Here is a 17604-nt window from a genome sequence, read left to right as displayed (position 1 = left end):
ACCTCTTCCTATATATGCAAATAATTATCTAATTATTTACAAAAACAAAGCCCGTAATAAAAATTACAAGGCTTTTTTACAATTACTACAAATACCAAAAAATTTCAATTTATGATCAACAATTTTAAAATCATATTCCGTTTCAATTTTATGTTCTAGTTCTTCTAAATAGTCGCCGTTCACTTCAATAACTTTACCACAGTTGTTACAGATCAAATGATGATGGTAATGTCCTTCTCTATGTGAATTAATCTCATACCTTACACAAGAATCATCCAGTATAAGCTTTGAAACAACATCTATTTCATCAAATAAAATTAGCGCTCTATAAACTGTAGCAAGTCCAATATCAGAACACTTTTTTCTAACGATATCGTAAATATCTTCAGTGCTCAAGTGTTTTCCGATATTATCAATAATAACATCAAAGATTGACTTTCTTTGTGGAGTAAGTTTATAACCTCTGTTTTTTAATTTCTCTTTAAGTTCATCATACTTATCACTCATATAACACCTCATCTATTTCAATTTTATCATCTTTGATAAATATTGACAATGTAAAACTAGTTTTTTTCATTCATTAATTCATGGTATGCTTTTGAAGCTCTACTAAATTCTTCGTCGTTTTCAATATATTCTAAAATAGTCTCTCCGCCTTCTTCTCCAATAACTTTAAAAAGAAGTGCTTCTTCCCCATTTTCTTCAATCGGAAAAAGTACTGAATATTCATCATCATCTACTTTAAAGTTTGCAATCACTTCAAAATCAACATTTTTACCTTCTTCATCTTTTAATGTAATTATATTATCCATTTTAATCCTCATTTCACATGTTATTTTTATTAACCATATTGTAATTATCAACAAATCCCTGAAGTATATAAACTGCCGCTAACTTATCAATAACTTTTTTTCTTTTATCTCTTCTTACATTAGCATTAATAAGAGTTTTTTCAGCCGCTTTTGAAGTTAATCTTTCATCCCAATATTCTATTTTAACGTCTTTATCTTTAGTTCTAATAGAAAACTTTATTTTTTTTTCTAATTTTTTAACAAAGCTAATTGTTTTCTCACCTTGCATACCAATAGTTCCATTCATATTTTTAGGAAGTCCCACAACTATTATATTAACATTTTCAGTAATTATATATTCAATCAACTTATCAATATCAATTTTTAAACTTTCTCTAAAGATTGTTTCTCTGCCCTGAGCAGTAATCAATAAATCATCAGTTATTGCAACGCCTATAGTACTATCTCCTACATCAAGTCCTAGTATTTTCATTTTTACCTTTCCATTCATTGCCGTCAAAACTCTAATATTCTAACGGCAATTACTCATATTATTTGTTTACAATATTATTTTTTAGATAATACTCTAAAATTTCTTCTAAAATTTCATCTCTTTCAACTTTTCTAATCACTTTTCTTGCATCTTTATGCGTAGTTATATATGTTGGATCACCAGACAATAAATAACCAATCATTTGATTAGTAGGATGATATCCTTTCTCTGTTAAAGCGTTATAAACAAATAATAATATTTCTTTTCTTTCCTCTGATTGCTGCTTTTCAACTGAAAATTTCATAGTTTTGTCCATATAATTGCCTCCTTTATTCTGTCATTAATTATTACCCGAAGTAAGTATCAATAAACAAAATAGTGATTTATAATAATTATATATTTTTAATAATTTCTAATCCTTTATCAATTGCTTCATCAATTTTAGTAAAATCTTTTCCTCCAGCTTGAGCCATATTGGGTCTTCCACCGCCACCACCTTTGGCAACTTTAGAAACTTCTTTAATAATATTCCCTGCATGAGCTCCTTTTTTAATAGCCTCGTTTGATGCCATAACTAAGAAATTAATACTTTCGTTATTTACAGCTGCAAAAATAATTATTGAATTCTCAATAGAATCTTTTAATTTATCTGCAATAACTCTTAATGAATTTATATCAACTTTATCAAATCTTTTAGCAACAACCTTAAAACCATTAATTACTTTTATCTCTTTTTCAATATTATCTGCTAAACTTCCAGCAGATTTCTCTTTCATTTTTTTTATTTCCTTCGACAATTCATTATTATCAGAAATAAGGGCATTTACTTTTTCTATAACATTTTCAGGTTTAGCTTTAATGTTATTTGAAATCTCATTAATTATTTTTTCATATTTTTCAAGTAAAGTAGAAACATTTCTTCCAGTTATAGCTTCAATTCTTCTTACACCAGCTGCAACTCCACTTTCAGAAATGATTTTAAAAGAACCAATTTCGCTTGTATTCCTTACGTGTGTACCGCCGCAAAGTTCCATGCTAAATTCACCCATCTTAACTACTCTTACTTCTTCACCATATTTTTCGCCAAATAAGGCCATGGCACCCATCTCTTTTGCTTCTTTTATCTTCATATTGTTAATAAAAACATTTTCAGCTAAATGGATATGATCATTTACTATATCTTCAACTTCTTTTAAAGCCTCTTTACTAATAGATTCAAAATGTGTAAAGTCAAAACGTAGCTTTTTCGAATCAACATATGAACCAGCTTGCGCTATATGTGAACCTAAGACTATTTTTAATGCTTTCTGAAGCAAATGTGTAGCACTATGATTCCTTGCAGTATCCATTCTAAGAGAATAGTCAACTCTAGCATCAACACTGTCTTCAACATTTATTTCACCCAGAACGACTTGACCATTATGAATTATTAAATTATTTAATCCTTTAATTGTATCATCAATTACAATTTTTGCTTTATTTGTTTTAATAATACCTTTATCACCAACTTGTCCACCACCTTTTGGATAAAAAGGCGTTTTATCAAGTACAATTTGGACTTTATCACCGACTGATGCAATTGAAGTAATTTCATTTTCTTTTACTAGAGCTACAATTTTACACTCACTATTTAAATTATTATAACCAATAAACTCTATTTCATCTTCTATATCAACTTGTGAGAATAAATCCTCTTCCCAGCTAAGTTCATCATCATTTCCTCTTGCGTTTCTAGCTCTATTTTTTTGATTTTCCATTTCTCTATTAAAAGAATCAACATCCACACTAAAATTTTGTTCTTCTAAAATTTCTTTTGTTAAATCTAAAGGAAAACCAAATGTATCATATAGCTTAAATGCTCTTTCACCAGAAAGCTCTTTTTTATTTTCAATTAATAGTTGGTCCACGTATTCTTTTAAAATAGATAATCCTTGATCAATTGTTTGCTCAAAACGTTCTTCTTCTACAAAAATAATCTTTTTTATATAATCTTTTCTTTCTATTAAAGTTGGATATGCCTCACCAGAAACCAAAATAACTTCATCCACTAAATCTGATAAAAACTTCCCTTTAATTCCAAGCAATCTTCCGTGTCTTGCAGCTCTTCTAAGAAGTCTCCTTAAAACATAACCTCTTCCTTCATTGTTAGGAAGAACACCATCTCCAATCAAAAAACTAACGGCTCTAATGTGGTCAGTTATAATTCTAATTGAAATATCATTTTTTCTAAGTTTTCCATATTCTTTATCAGAAATTTTACAAACTTTAGTTAAAATATGATTTAAAGTGTCAATTTCAAAAATCGTATCCACATCTTGCATAATACATGCGATTCTTTCAAGTCCCATACCAGTATCAATATTTTTATTTGCTAGTGGTGTATACTCACCTTTTTCATCTCTATTAAATTGTGTAAATACGTGATTCCAAAATTCAATATATCTATCACATTCACACCCAGGTTTACATCCATCTAATCCGCAGCCATATTTTTCACCGCGATCAAAAAATATCTCTGAACATGGTCCACATGGTCCAGTTCCTATTTCCCAAAAATTATCGTCCTTACCTAATCTAACAATTCTTTCCTCTGGAATTCCAATTTTATCTTTCCAAATATCATACGCTTCATCATCTTCTTCATAAACAGTCACCCAAAGTTTATCAATTGGTAATTTAAGCCATTTTGTAATAAACTCCCATCCCCATTCTATCGACTCATTTTTAAAATAATCTCCAAAAGAAAAATTACCAAGCATCTCAAAAAAAGTTCCATGTCTATCTGTTAAACCAACATTATCAATATCACCAGTTCTAATACATTTTTGGCAAGTTGCCATTCTTTTACTAGGTGGAGTATCAAGTCCCATAAAATAATTTTTCATTGGAGCCATACCTGCATTGATTAATAATAAACTTTTATCATTTTGTGGTACAAGCGAAAAACTTGATTCAACATAATGATTCTTACTTTCAAAGAATTCTAAAAATTTACTTCTAATTTCATTCAAACCCATTTTTTCCAAAAAAATCACCTCATTAAATTTATCCAATTATATTAATATTTTTAAAATCAACTAGCATAAAAAAAACCCTAATAATATAGGGATTAATTCATTATAACAAAAATTTCAATTATTTTCTACAACAATTTGTTTTTAAAAAGAACGCTCTATGGTTGCACCACCAATCATATATTCACCTTTATAAAACACTACTGCTTGCCCTGGAGTAATTGCCCTTACAGGAGACATAAAAGTAACTTTAATTTTATCCTCTTCAATAACTGAAATAATACATTTTGTGAGTTTAGCACTATATCTTATTTTTGCATAAACTTCTAATTCACCTTCGATTTTATCATAATAAATGCTATTAAATTCATTTGCAATCAGATTTTTCTTAAATACTCCTTCATTATCACCTAAAGTAATTTCATTAGTTTTAGAATTAATATCAATTACATATGTTGGCTTTCCAAAAGTTATACCAAGACCTTTTCTTTGCCCTATTGTATAGTTAATAATTCCATTATGTTTTCCTAATATTTTCCCCTTAAGATCAATAAAGTTTCCTTTAGTAAATTTTTTATCAATATATCTTTCTACAAAACCTGAGTAATCATCATCAGGAACAAAGCAAATTTCCTGAGAATCTTTCTTTTTTGACATAGAAAAATCAAACGAGTTAGCTATTTTTCTTACATCATCTTTAGAGTTAAAATCACCGAGCGGCATTAGCGTATGTTTCAATTGTTCCTGAGTCAAATTATATATAGCATATGTTTGGTCTTTTTTATCTTCATTTGATTTTTTAACCAAATATCTATTTATATTATTATCGTATTCAATCTTTGCATAATGACCTGTCGCTACATAATAAGCACCAAGTTCATGCGCTTTTCTTAGAAGCGCATCAAATTTAATAAATTTATTACATGCAATACAAGGATTTGGCGTTCTACCGTTTTGATAATCATCTACAAAATAATCAACTACTTTTTTCTTGAAAATTTCCTTAAAATTCACAACATAAAAAGGAATATCTAATTTTGAACAAACTCTTCTTGCGTCATTTACTGAAGAAAGAGAACAACATCCACCATCATTTTCGAATTGCTCATCTTCAAATTTTTCTTCCTTCCAAAGTTTCATATTTATACCAATGACTTCATAACCAAGTTCTTTTAATTTATAGGCAGCAACAGTACTATCAACTCCACCACTCATACCAACAACGACTTTTTTCTTATCTAACATTTCTTTCATACATCCTCCAAAAAAGCCTCTAAAGATTAAATCAATAGAGGCTGCATACAATTAATGTTCATGATCAAGCTCATCAGGATTAAATCCCGCTAATTCTTCAAAAACCAAATTATTTTTATTGGCATAATCTAAAATAGCCGCTTTTATTGCTTGTTCAGCAAGAACTGAACAATGTACTTTTACTGGTGGGAGACCACCAAGCGCTGTAATAACTTCTCTATTTGTAAGAGCTAAAGCTTCTTTAATCGTTTTTCCTTTTATTAATTCAGTTGAAATACTTGAAGATGCAACTGCAGATCCACATCCGAAAGTTTTAAACTTAACATCAACAATAATATCTCCTTCTATTTTAAGATACATTCTCATGATATCTCCACATTTAACATTACCTACTTCGCCCATACCATCCGCATTTTCTATTTCACCAACATTTCTTGGGTTAGTAAAATGATCCATCACTGTATTTGTATACATATTATTTTCCTCCTTTAATAACTTTATCATAAAGTGGTGACATTATTCTTAATCTATGAACAATTGGTTGTAATTCTTTTATTACATAATCTACATCTTCTTCAGTTGTAAAATCACCAATTGTAAGTCTTAAAGAACCATGCGCTATTTCATGAGTTAAACCAAGAGCTAGTAAAACATGTGAAGGATCAAGAGAACCTGATGTACAAGCTGAACCACTTGAACCCGCTATACCAACTAAATCTAAACTTAGAAGCAGCGATTCACCCTCAATAAATTCAAAGCACACATTTACATTACCAGGATGCCTTTTAGTAGGATGTCCATTATACTTGACATAATCAATATTATCCATTATACCTTTAACAAGTCTTTCTCTTAAATAAACTAATTTTTCAATATGAGCATCTAAATTTTCTCCAGCTATTTCAGCAGCTTTTGCAAATCCAACTATTCCCGCTACGTTTTCTGTACCAGCCCTTCTTTTCTTTTCCTGAGCTCCACCTTCGATTAAATTATGAATTTTAATACCTTTTCTAATATAAAGAGCACCAATGCCTTTTGGACCATATATTTTATGCGATGACATTGAAAGTAAATCAATATTAAAATCATCAACATCTATTTTAACATTTCCAAGTGCCTGAACAGCGTCTGTATGAAAAATAACTCCATGTTTTCTTGCAATATTTCCAATTTCTTTTATAGGTTCCATTGTTCCCACTTCATTATTAATAAACATAATTGAAATTAATACAGTTTTATCAGTAATTGCATTTTCCAAATCTTCTAAACTTATCATTCCATATTCATCAACGTCCAAATATGTTATTTCATAACCTTCTCTATATAAGTAATCACATGTATGTAGCACTGCGTGATGTTCAATTTTAGTAGTAATTATATGATTTCCTTTTTTCTTATTCGCTCGCATAACACCTTTTATAGCCCAATTATCAGATTCAGATCCACCACCTGTGAAATACACTTCATCTGCTCTTGAATTAATTAAATTAGCAATTTTTTCTCTTGAAGAAGCAACAATTGCTTTTGCATCTCTACCAAACTTATGAATACTTGATGGATTTCCAAAAACTTCTGTAAAATAAGGAATCATCGCATCTAGTACTTCTTTTTTCACTGGAGTTGTAGCCGAATAATCTAAGTATAATTTTTTTGTCATAAGAAAGCTCCTTTTTTATTTTTAACAGTAGCATTTTGATGTATCGATATCTGTTAAAACATTTTCATAATGTTCATCTAACATATCTTGTAGATTAATTGAATAAACAACATCATGTATACTCTTTTTAATTTCATTGTAAATTGTTCTGGTAACGCAATAATCTGCATAAGAGCAATTATCATCTTTACTTAAATCCTTAACGCATTCTGTTGGAGCAAGTTCTCCTTCTAAAATAGCAAGAATTTCACCAACAAAGATTTCTTTTGGCTCTTTTTCTATAAAGTACCCACCTTGTTTGCCTCTAACACTTTTAACAAGACCTGCTTTTTTAAGCTGAGAAAATAATTGCTCTAAATAATTAAGCGAAATGTCCTGACGCTTAGATATGCTATGAAGAGAAATAGGTCCTTTTTCATAATTTAGTGCAAGTTCAAACATTGCTCTAAGACCATATCGTCCTTTTGTAGATAATTTCATTACTACACCCACTTTCAATTCAAATCTAATCCTTACTAATTAGCTTGGAATTCATTTGTAGTATATTATACCCTACTAATTTTGTCAAGATATGTTTTGTATTTTTTTTATCAAATATATAAATTCTCAAAAACGCTAAAAAACTTCACCATTTAAGTAAAGTTTTTTTGATTATAATATTAAAATTATTGAGAGGAAAACTCCATTCTGTTATTGTTGGTACATCATTAACATAAGACTTTATTTCTTATGAAGTTATATATATTTATAAATTAAAAGTAGTTAATTCTGATTTGATTTTTTATAAATCAGTCATCAAATTAATAAAACTTTTTAAGTTTATAACTTTTATTTTATAATTTTTATATACTTGATGTTACAATAATGAATATAAACATTTTTCGTCGTAACTAAAACTTTTCATTGTTTTAGTTCTTTTATATGACTTTGTCATATTTCTTCCCTTCAGTATCTGGCTATCTTTAATAAAGACCCTATAGTTTTGCGTCCCCACCTCACGATGAGTTTGCTTTTTACAGAAAGAAAAGTTTATTCACAACTTACTTTTCTATTAAATTGTCAATAATCTCTTCATTCGGCATCTGGCTACCTTGTCATATTACTTATAATACAATTTAGGTCCTACAGTTTTGCGCATACACTTTTCAATATAATTGCCTTTTCGCTTGAAACCTTCTATTAAGATTTCATTATAGACGATTAACATCTTGTTATCCTCTCAATTGATACTTACCCTAAATAAAGATTTTTAATCATTTATTTTTAAAATATATAATTTTTTTTAAATTTATGCCGATAACACTTACAAATAGTACATAAATGAATTTCTAAGATTCAGTGGGAGTTTTTACTCCCACTGAATCTTAGAAAACATAATCCAGGGCCTTTTTAGAGTTCTTTATCCCCCACTTTTTAAGAAGTGGGGGTATTAGAGCTCTAAGGCATCGGATAAATATATATAAAGGAGATTTTGATGTTTTCATCAAATATAAAATATGGAAAAAAATAGACTAGCTGAAATGTATAAATTAATTGAAAAAGCAAAAATTTTTGATAAGGTTGGTAAAGAAAGTGAATCTCTAAAAATTTATTTAGAAATTTTGCAAAATTACTTTCCCAATACATCTTTTTGTTATGAGAGACCTTCAATAATCCTTGAAAAGAAAAAAAGATATCAAGAATCAAAAGATATTTGTCTTAAGGCTATTGAATTAATAGAAAATCAAAAATTAGGTGGAACTAGCGAAAAATTCAAAAGACGAATCGAAAGATTAGATGAGAAAATGAAAAAAGAAATAGAAAACAAACCTAAAAAAAAATCATTTAAAATAAATAAAAACCTTGGAAAAATCATTGGCCTAATCATCGCAGTTGCAATACTATCTTTTACTCTAATTTATTTCTTAACACCCAAAGAGTCTCCATATAAAGATATCTATATAGATATGGATAATTTTGATAGAGAGATTAAATTAGATGGTTCGATGTTTATAGATAAAAAAGGAAACAATCTTCCAAAACTTACCATGAGTATGATAGAGTATGCAAGAAATATATGTAACGATAATCCTGAAGTTGATAACTCAATAATTGTAGTACAAAAAGGTACAATTGGTTTTGGAATTCTTCTAAATCAACAAATTGATAAAAATAGAGCAAAAGAAATCGGAAAAGAATTTATTAAAGCGCTTTCAAAAGCTGCTAGTAATAGTAACGATAAGCTTTCGCCTCCAAGCGCTGTAACTTACGGTTCACTATATGATTCTTATGACAATGTACTTGCAATAGGCTTTAGTACTACAGACATTTCTTTCAAAGCAACTATGAATAAAAAAACCAATGTTTTATTTTGGAGAAAATAATATACACAATTACCTTCCTTTACTATAGAAAGAAAAAGATACATATTTTAATATGTATCTTTTTCTTTTTTACGTTACTTTAACATGCACTCCATAAATGAATTTCTTGGATTCAGAGGGAGTTTTTACTCCCACTGAATCTTAGAAAACATAATCCAGGGCCTTTTTAGAGTTCTTTATCCACCACTTTTTTAAGTAGTGGGGGTATTAGAACTCTAAGGCATCGGATAAATTTCTTAGATATATAAAAATAAAAAATCCTAACTCAATATATCTAAATTGAGTTAGGATTTGTTTTAAAAATTAACACTATTTTGCATACTCAACTACTCTGCTTTCTCTCACAAGAGATACTTTTATTTGTCCAGGATAATCAAGTTCATTTTCAATTTTTTTACTAATTTCTCTTGCTATAAGAACCATTTCATCGTCATTAATTTTTTCAGGAATAACCATAACACGTATTTCTCTTCCTGCTTGTATTGCAAACGATCTATCAACGCCTTCATAAGATGAAGCGATTGCTTCTAAAGTTTCTAATCTTTTAATATAGGTTTGAAGTGTTTCTCTTCTAGCTCCAGGTCTTGCAGCGGAAACTGCATCTGCTGCTGTAACCAAAATTGCTTCTATTGTTTCTGGTTCAAAATCACCATGGTGTGTGCTCATTGCGTGTATCACTGCAGGTGATTCTTTATATTTTTTAAGTAAATTCATACCAATTTCAATATGTGTACCCTCTACTTCGTGGTCGATTGATTTACCTATATCATGAAGTAAACCTGCTCTTTTAGCTATTCTAACGTCAACTCCAAGTTCAGCAGCCATTGCCCCTGCTAAAAATGATACTTGAAGCGAATGTGATAATACATTTTGACCATAGCTTGTTCTGTACATTAGTCTACCTAATAACTTTACAAGTTCAGGGTGTAAATTGTGAATACCAGCATCAAAAGTAGCATTTTCTCCAATTTCTTTGATATGTGCATCCATTTCTTTTCTTGATTTGTCTACCATTTCTTCAATTCTTGTCGGATGAATTCTTCCGTCAATTATTAATTTTTCAAGTGCAAGTCTTGCGATTTCTCTTCTAATAGGATCAAAAGATGATAGTATTACAGCTTCTGGTGTATCATCGATAATTAAATCAACTCCTGTGAGTGATTCAAGTGCTCTAATATTACGTCCTTCTCTTCCTATAATTCTTCCTTTCATTTCATCGTTTGGAAGGTTTACTAAAGAAACCGTAGTTTCAGATACAAAATCAGCAGCACATTTTTGAATAGCAAATGCTAAAATTTCTTTAGCTTTTTTACTTGATTCTTCTTTAGCTTTGCCTAAAGTATCGCGTATTAATACTACAGATTCATGTCTAACTTCTTTTTCAACACTTGTAAGTAATTGATTTTTTGCTTCTTCAGTTGTAAGGCCTGAAATTCTCTCAAGCTCCTTCATATGTTTATCATGCATATTTGAAATTTCAGAAAGTTTATCTTCTACTTCCTTAGATTTTAACGATAATTTATCTTCTTTTCTTTCTAAATTATCTGATTTTCTTTCAAGAGTCTCTTCTTTTTGAAGATTTCTTTTTTCTAATTTAGAAATTTCATTCCTTCTGCTTTTTACTTCTTTATCTAACTCGAATCTTATTTGGTGAATTTCTTCTTTTGCTTCTATTATTTTCTCTTTTTTTACAGTTTCAGCTTTCTTTTCCGATTCTAAAATAATTTCCTTTGATTTTGTTTCTGCTGATATAATAAGCTTTTCAGCAGTACTTTTCCTTATATAATAACCTATTACAAAACTTATAGGGGTAATTATTATTACTGGAATAAAACTTAATAAATTATTAATTATTTTCACCTCCCGTTTTTATTCAAAATTTAAGACCGAAGAATCGGTCGTCATTTACTATTATTATTAGATACACCATTATCTTTAAATATCATACCCTTTTTTAAATTTATTGTCAATAGCAAACTATCTATGTATAAGGGGTTCAGGAGTTTAAAAGAACATATTTAAATTTTAAAAAGTCATACCTTAGTTTGATATAACTAAGGTATGACTTTTATATAAATTAACAAAATAAATATACATATTATTCAATATATTATCTATTAATAAAAGCTTTGTATGCTTTATAAGTCATATAAGCATCAACTTTACTTACAAGTTCATAAGGAGCATGCATACTAAGCATTGGTACGCCACAATCAATTACTTCAGCTCCGGCATTTGCAAGGATATAAGCGATAGTACCTCCACCGCCTTGATCTACTTTTCCAAGTTCTCCAGTTTGCCAAACTACTCCGTTTTTAGTAAATATATTTCTAACCTCAGATGCATATTCAGCGTTGGCATCGTTACAGCCACCCTTTCCTCTACTACCAGTATATTTAACTAGTTGTACTCCGTGACTAATCATACCAGAATTTCTTTTATCATAAGCCTCTGGAAAATTAGGATCAAATCCAGCACAAACATCAGCTGATAGTACTTTAGTATTCATAAATGAACGTCTTACAAGTAAATCTGAATAATTCGAGTCTTGAAGAGCAATTAATTCTGCAACTATATTCTCAAAATATTTCGACTCAGAACCAGTGTTACCCATAGAACCCACTTCTTCTTTATCCATAAACATACCAACAGCAGTTTTTGTTGGAGTTTCAATTTCTAAAATAGCTTTTGAACCTGCGAATGAACAAACTCTATCATCATGTCCATATGCAGAAATCATACTTCTGTCAATACCAACGTCTCTTGCTTTTTCTGCAGGTACAATTTCTATTTCAGCAGTTGTGAAATCTTCTTCTACAATACCATACTTTTCATTTAGCAATTTTAGTGTATTAAGTTTAACTTTTTCTTTAATATCTTTGTCACCAAAAGGAATATTTCCAAAAAGAATATTTAAGCCTTCGCCTGTAATACCTTCATTTAATTTTTTTTGATTTTGATCTTTAGCAAGATGAGGCAATAAATCAGTTATAAAAAATACCGGATCATTAATGTCTTCACCAATTGAAATATTTATTTTTTCACCGTTTTTATTAATTAGTACTCCATGCATCGAAAGTGGCATTGAAACCCATTGGTATTTTTTAATTCCACCGTAATAATGTGTTTTTAAAAATGTCATTTCGCTATCTTCATACAGTGGAAATGGTTTTAAATCAATTCTCGGAGAATCAATATGACCACCGACGATATTCATACCTTTATCAATAGATTCTTTTCCAATAACAAATAGAATAATTGATTTTCCTTTATTATTTGCATATATCTTCATACCAGTTTTTATCTTTTTATTACCATTTAGTAATTCATTAATATTAACGAAGCCTTTTTTTTCAGCTCTTAAAATTATATCATCAACGCATTCTCTTTCAGTTTTACCAGTATCTAAAAACTTTTTATACAACTCACCATATACAAAAACTTCTTCCATTTCTCCTTCTTTTAATTCTTCCCAAGCATTTTTAAAAGAATGAGAAAGTTTTTTTTCAAGTTCCTTATAATTTTCCATTAGCTTTCCTCCTAAATTTTTACCATATTTATTGTATCATTTTTTCAATATCAAATTATAAATGTTACCGAAATATAACATTTATTTATTACGTATAGTATTTTTTATATGGGTTTGAAAATTTAAAGGGATACAAAATCTATATCCCTTTATCACATTTCTATTTTTTAAAATTTAAAACAGTTTCAGTTTCATCATGATTTAATATTTTTTCAAATGCTAAAATAATATATAATTCACCGCCTAATTTGCCAATCGATGAAATATAGTCTTGCCCTTTTCTTTTTATCACTTCAGGAGTTGGATCAATGTCAGTTTCATCAATTTTAACAACTTGGTTTGCTTCATCAACTAAAAAACCTAAAGAATTATCTTCAATATTTATTAAGATTATTTTTGAATCTTCGGAGTAAGTAGTTTCTTCAATATTAAATCTTTTTTTGAGATTAATAACAGGAATAACGTCACCTCTAAGATTCATGATTCCTTGTAAATAATACGGAGCATCCGGTACCTTTGTGACTTTAACGTTTTCACTTATACCTGCAACATTCTCAATATCAATACAGTATTTTTCATTTCCAAGTAGAAAAGTTACATATTGGTTTTCAGCCATATTTCTCCCTCCTTTCTAAAGTAATATTAATTTTTCTTTTCTAAATCTTCTACATACTCAATATCTAAATTTTCAAGTCTAGCCTTAAAGGACTTTCTAAAACTCTTAAGATATTCTGTCCTTAGTTTTTTTTGTTCTAATAGCTCTTCTTCACTTAGTTTTTGAGATTTTGCTTTATTTGCTAAAAAATTAATTCTAGCCATTTTGTCTTTTTCTAACACATTTTCAACTCATTTCTATTATAATTTTAATTGACCAATTGCATTTTCTACACTATCTACTATAACATGATTTTTGACTAATTCAAACACTGTATTTATATCTTTATACATTGGTCTATCGTCTACCCATTTTTCTACGTTTTCTCTAATAATATTGTAAGTAATTTTTGTTCCTTCACCAAGTTTGCTCGGATCTCCAAAATCAATAGCTTGAGTTGAAGCCAAAAGTTCAATCGCAATTACGTTCATTGCATTAAAAATAATATCTCTTGCTTTTCTTGATGCAATAGTTCCCATACTAACATGATCTTCTTGGTTAGCAGAAGAAGGAATTGAATCAACACTAGCTGGATGTGCTAATACTTTGTTTTCTGAAACTAATGAAGCTGCAGAATATTGTGCAATCATAAATCCAGAGTGAAGACCACCTTTTGGAGTTAAAAATGCAGGTAAACCGCTTAAACTTGGGTTAACAAGTCTTTCAATTCTTCGCTCACTTGAATTTGCTATTTCAGATAGTGCTATACCTAGAAAATCAAAAGCTAGTGCCATTGGTTGACCATGAAAATTTCCACCTGAAATCGCAACTTTAGCATCTGGAATTATAATTGGGTTATCAGTAACAGAATTTATTTCAATATTGATTTTATCTATAACGTAATTAAGTGCATCTTTACTTGCTCCGTGAATTTGTGGTAAACATCTTAAAGAATATGCATCTTGAACTCTAATTTCACCTTGTCTTGAAGTAAGTCCACTATTTTTTGTGATTTTAAGTAAATTCTCAGCAGTGTCTAATTGACCTTTATGTGGCCTAACTTCATGAATTCTTTTATCAAATGCATCTGTTATTCCGTTTAGTGCTTCAAGCGTCATAGAAGCGCTAATATCAGCAAGCTTAACTGCCATATAAGCATCATAAACTGCCAAAGTTCCTACTGCAGTCATTACTTGTGTTCCGTTTATTAATGCAAGTCCTTCTTTCGAAGTTAAGTGAATCGGACTAATACCTGCTTTATCAAGAGCTTCTTTTCCAGTAAGCATTTGACCTTTATAAATAGCCTCTCCTTCTCCAAGTAAAACTAGAACCATATGAGAAAGTGGCGCTAAGTCTCCACTTGCACCTAAAGAACCCTTTTCAGGTATTTGAGGAACAACTCCACTGTTTAATACTTCGATAAGTTTTTCAATAGTACTTAATCTAATTCCAGAAAATCCTTTTACAAGAGCATTAGCTCTTAATAACATAATTGCTCTAGCAATATCCTCTTCAAAAGGATCGCCAACACCACATGAATGACTTACAATTAAATTTCTTTGGAGATCTCTTGAATCTTCTTTAGAAATAAGAACATCGGAGAATTTGCCAAAACCTGTAGTGATACCATAAACCACTTTTTTATTATCCACAAATTCATCTACAATACTTCTAGATAAATTAATTTGATCAACCACCTCTTTAGAAATTTCAACTTTATATCCATTTCTTGCAACATTTACAACATCAATAATTGTTAAATCTGATCCATTAATAATAACCTTTGACATTCTTATACCCCCTAATATTTGTTTTAATAAAATAATTATATCAAAATTTTGTCAAAATTTCGTAATACTTTAGAAACCTAAATTAAAAAAAACAAATTCTATAAGAATTTGTTTTTTTTATACTAATTATTTTTTTTTGCTTTTATAAAATTTTAAGTCTTTTTTAGATTTATTTTTAGCATTACCTTCATTAGTTTTTTTCGAATATGTCTTCCTATTATTTTTGCCATAACTATATTTTCTATCACCCTTATTTCTAATAAGACATTTTTCTCCGTCTCCAATTAGATCTTCTCTACCTGCTTTTATAAGGGCATCATAAACCTTATTATAATTTCTAGGATTGCCAAACTGAAGAAGCGCTCTTTGAAGTGCTTTTTCTTCGAAAGTTACAGGAACGTATACTTTTTTCATTGTTCTTGGATCGATACCAGTATAGAACATACAAGTAGATAATGTACCCGGCGTTGGATAGAAATCTTGAACTTGTTTTGGTTGATACTTGATATCTCTTAAATATTCAGCAAGTTTTATAGCTGATTTTAATGTACTGCCTGGATGAGAACTCATAAGATAAGGCACAATATATTGTTCTTTATCTATTTTTTTATTAACATCATAAAACTCTTTGACAAATTTGCCATAAATTTTACCTGCAGGCTTTCCCATTAAATCAAGAACTTCATCTGCAATATGTTCTGGTGCAACTTTAAGTTGTCCACTAACATGATGCTTAGAAAACTCAGTTAAAAACTTCTCATGATTTTTATCGGCCATAATATAGTCATATCTAAGACCTGAGCGAACAAACACTTTTTTAATTTTATCTTTTTCTCTTATTTTTCTAAGAAGTTCCATCAAATCAGTATGATCAATAATTAGGTTTTTACAAGGCTCTGGGTATAGACACTGTTTATCTTTACACGTTCCTAGTTTTAGCTGTTTCTTACATGATACATGTCTAAAATTAGCCGTTGGTCCACCTACATCATTTATATAACCTTTAAAATCTTTGTCTGCAATTATTCTATCAGCTTCTTTAAGTATTGATTCATGTGATCTACTTTGAATAATTCTTCCTTGATGAAAAGTTAAAGCACAAAAAGAACAACCACCAAAACAACCTCTTTCAGAAATTATACTATTTTTCACTTCAGTTATTGCAGGAATTCCGCCCATTCCTTTATACATTGGATGAAAGTCCCTTTGAAAAGGCAAATCATAAACATCATCAAGCTCAATCCTTGATAAAGGCATCACAGGAGTATTCTGAACTAAATACATATTTTTATGTTTTTGAATAACAACTTTACCTCTAATTGGGTCTTGTTCATCATTTTGAACTTTAAATGCTTTCGCGTATTTTATTTTATCCTCTAAAACTTCTTCAAAGGACTCAATTTCTACATAATCATAAATTTCTTCTTTGTTTTCGATTAAAAAACATGTACCTGGAATATGTCTTATATATTTTATATCTATACCTTCATTTAAATAATTAGCAAGTTCAATTACTTGCCTCTCTCCCATACCAAAAATAAGCATATCTGCATCAGCATCTACAAGTATCGATCTTCTCACCTTGTTATCCCAGTAATCGTAGTGAGCGAATCTTCTTAAACTTGCTTCTACTCCACCTAATATAATAGGCGTTTTTTTATAAGCTCTTCTAACCATATTAGAATAGACAATTGTAGCTCTATTTGGTCTAAGTCCCATTTTACCACCAGGAGAATAAAAATCTTTTTCTCTAAGGCGTTTACTAACTGTGTAATGATTGACCATTGAATCTATATTCCCAGCAGCAACTAAAAATCCAAGTCGTGGCCTACCTAGTACTTTTATAGAATCTTTATCTTTCCAATTCGGTTGAGAAATTATACCAACTTTATATCCAGCATTAACTAAGACCCTTGAAATTATTGCTGGTCCAAAACTTGGATGATCAACATAAGCGTCTCCTGTAACCAATACAAAATCTAATCTATCCCAGCCAAGTTTAACCATATCTTCTTTGCAAACTGGTAAAAAATCATTAATTATCATTTTAACTCCTAAATAATAAGCACGGACAAAATAATCCGTGCTAGAAATACTTCATTTTCTTTGTTAGTGTAT

Annotated in this window: 16 protein-coding genes and 2 riboswitches; of the genes, 1 reads left to right on the top strand and 15 read right to left on the bottom strand. The window is 29.5% G+C overall.

Annotated features, from left to right (window positions below):
- Positions 1-63: 63 nt before the first annotated feature.
- From AACH12_RS06580 to AACH12_RS06540, 9 genes are all read right to left on the bottom strand, one after another.
- The gene (locus tag AACH12_RS06580) at positions 64-507 is read right to left on the bottom strand and encodes a Fur family transcriptional regulator (RefSeq protein ID WP_338537262.1); all 444 of its coding nucleotides are present in this window, start codon (positions 505-507) and stop codon (positions 64-66) included.
- Between the two features lie 56 nt (positions 508-563).
- A complete protein-coding gene (locus AACH12_RS06575; protein WP_338537261.1) occupies positions 564-812 on the bottom strand; it encodes a DUF1292 domain-containing protein in 249 nt (82 codons plus the stop codon).
- Between the two features lie 13 nt (positions 813-825).
- Positions 826-1284 carry a Holliday junction resolvase RuvX gene (ruvX, locus tag AACH12_RS06570; RefSeq protein WP_338537352.1) on the bottom strand — a complete coding sequence of 153 codons (459 nt, stop codon included), beginning with the start codon at positions 1282-1284 and terminating at the stop codon, positions 826-828.
- Between the two features lie 58 nt (positions 1285-1342).
- The gene (locus tag AACH12_RS06565; RefSeq protein WP_338537260.1) at positions 1343-1600 is read right to left on the bottom strand and encodes an IreB family regulatory phosphoprotein; all 258 of its coding nucleotides are present in this window, start codon (positions 1598-1600) and stop codon (positions 1343-1345) included.
- Positions 1601-1676: 76 nt separating this feature from the next.
- On the bottom strand, positions 1677-4310 hold the full coding sequence (gene alaS / locus AACH12_RS06560; protein WP_338537259.1) for an alanine--tRNA ligase: 2634 nt from the start codon (positions 4308-4310) through the stop codon (positions 1677-1679).
- A gap of 132 nt (positions 4311-4442) precedes the next feature.
- Entirely contained in the window at positions 4443-5543 is a 1101-nt protein-coding gene (mnmA, locus tag AACH12_RS06555; RefSeq protein ID WP_338537351.1) for a tRNA 2-thiouridine(34) synthase MnmA, read from the bottom strand.
- A gap of 60 nt (positions 5544-5603) precedes the next feature.
- Positions 5604-6026: a Fe-S cluster assembly scaffold protein NifU gene (gene nifU, locus AACH12_RS06550; RefSeq protein WP_338537258.1), complete on the bottom strand. Its 423-nt coding sequence runs from the start codon at positions 6024-6026 to the stop codon at positions 5604-5606.
- A 1-nt stretch (position 6027) separates the two neighbouring features.
- On the bottom strand, positions 6028-7209 hold the full coding sequence (nifS, locus tag AACH12_RS06545) for a cysteine desulfurase NifS (protein ID WP_338537257.1): 1182 nt from the start codon (positions 7207-7209) through the stop codon (positions 6028-6030).
- A 21-nt stretch (positions 7210-7230) separates the two neighbouring features.
- Positions 7231-7689, bottom strand: coding sequence for an RrF2 family transcriptional regulator (locus AACH12_RS06540; protein ID WP_338537256.1), 459 nt, complete (start codon positions 7687-7689; stop codon positions 7231-7233).
- A gap of 464 nt (positions 7690-8153) precedes the next feature.
- Positions 8154-8230: riboswitch (cyclic di-GMP riboswitch) on the bottom strand.
- Positions 8231-8283: 53 nt separating this feature from the next.
- Positions 8284-8378: riboswitch (cyclic di-GMP riboswitch) on the bottom strand.
- 327 nt (positions 8379-8705) lie between these two features.
- On the opposite strand from AACH12_RS06540, the gene AACH12_RS06535 reads away from it, so the two are divergent.
- Positions 8706-9572, top strand: a complete 867-nt coding sequence (locus tag AACH12_RS06535) for a hypothetical protein (RefSeq protein WP_338537255.1) — start codon at positions 8706-8708, stop codon at positions 9570-9572.
- A gap of 309 nt (positions 9573-9881) precedes the next feature.
- On the opposite strand, the gene rny is transcribed toward AACH12_RS06535, so the two are convergent.
- From rny to AACH12_RS06505, 6 genes are all read right to left on the bottom strand, one after another.
- The gene (gene rny / locus AACH12_RS06530; protein ID WP_463671005.1) at positions 9882-11432 is read right to left on the bottom strand and encodes a ribonuclease Y; all 1551 of its coding nucleotides are present in this window, start codon (positions 11430-11432) and stop codon (positions 9882-9884) included.
- 250 nt (positions 11433-11682) lie between these two features.
- Positions 11683-13101, bottom strand: a complete 1419-nt coding sequence (locus AACH12_RS06525) for an aminopeptidase (RefSeq protein WP_338537254.1) — start codon at positions 13099-13101, stop codon at positions 11683-11685.
- 160 nt (positions 13102-13261) lie between these two features.
- Entirely contained in the window at positions 13262-13717 is a 456-nt protein-coding gene (locus tag AACH12_RS06520; protein WP_338537253.1) for a chemotaxis protein CheW, read from the bottom strand.
- Positions 13718-13743: 26 nt separating this feature from the next.
- Positions 13744-13920 (bottom strand): DUF896 domain-containing protein, encoded by a 177-nt coding sequence (locus tag AACH12_RS06515; protein ID WP_338537252.1) that lies wholly within the window; start codon positions 13918-13920, stop codon positions 13744-13746.
- A gap of 36 nt (positions 13921-13956) precedes the next feature.
- A complete protein-coding gene (gene hutH, locus AACH12_RS06510; protein WP_338537251.1) occupies positions 13957-15486 on the bottom strand; it encodes a histidine ammonia-lyase in 1530 nt (509 codons plus the stop codon).
- Positions 15487-15612: 126 nt separating this feature from the next.
- Positions 15613-17532: a YgiQ family radical SAM protein gene (locus AACH12_RS06505; protein ID WP_338537250.1), complete on the bottom strand. Its 1920-nt coding sequence runs from the start codon at positions 17530-17532 to the stop codon at positions 15613-15615.
- Positions 17533-17604: the final 72 nt, after the last annotated feature.

The organism is Helicovermis profundi (assembly GCF_033097505.1).
Lineage (GTDB): Bacteria > Bacillota > Clostridia > Peptostreptococcales > Acidaminobacteraceae > Helicovermis > Helicovermis profundi.
This window is presented reverse-complemented; position numbering and strand designations above follow the sequence as displayed.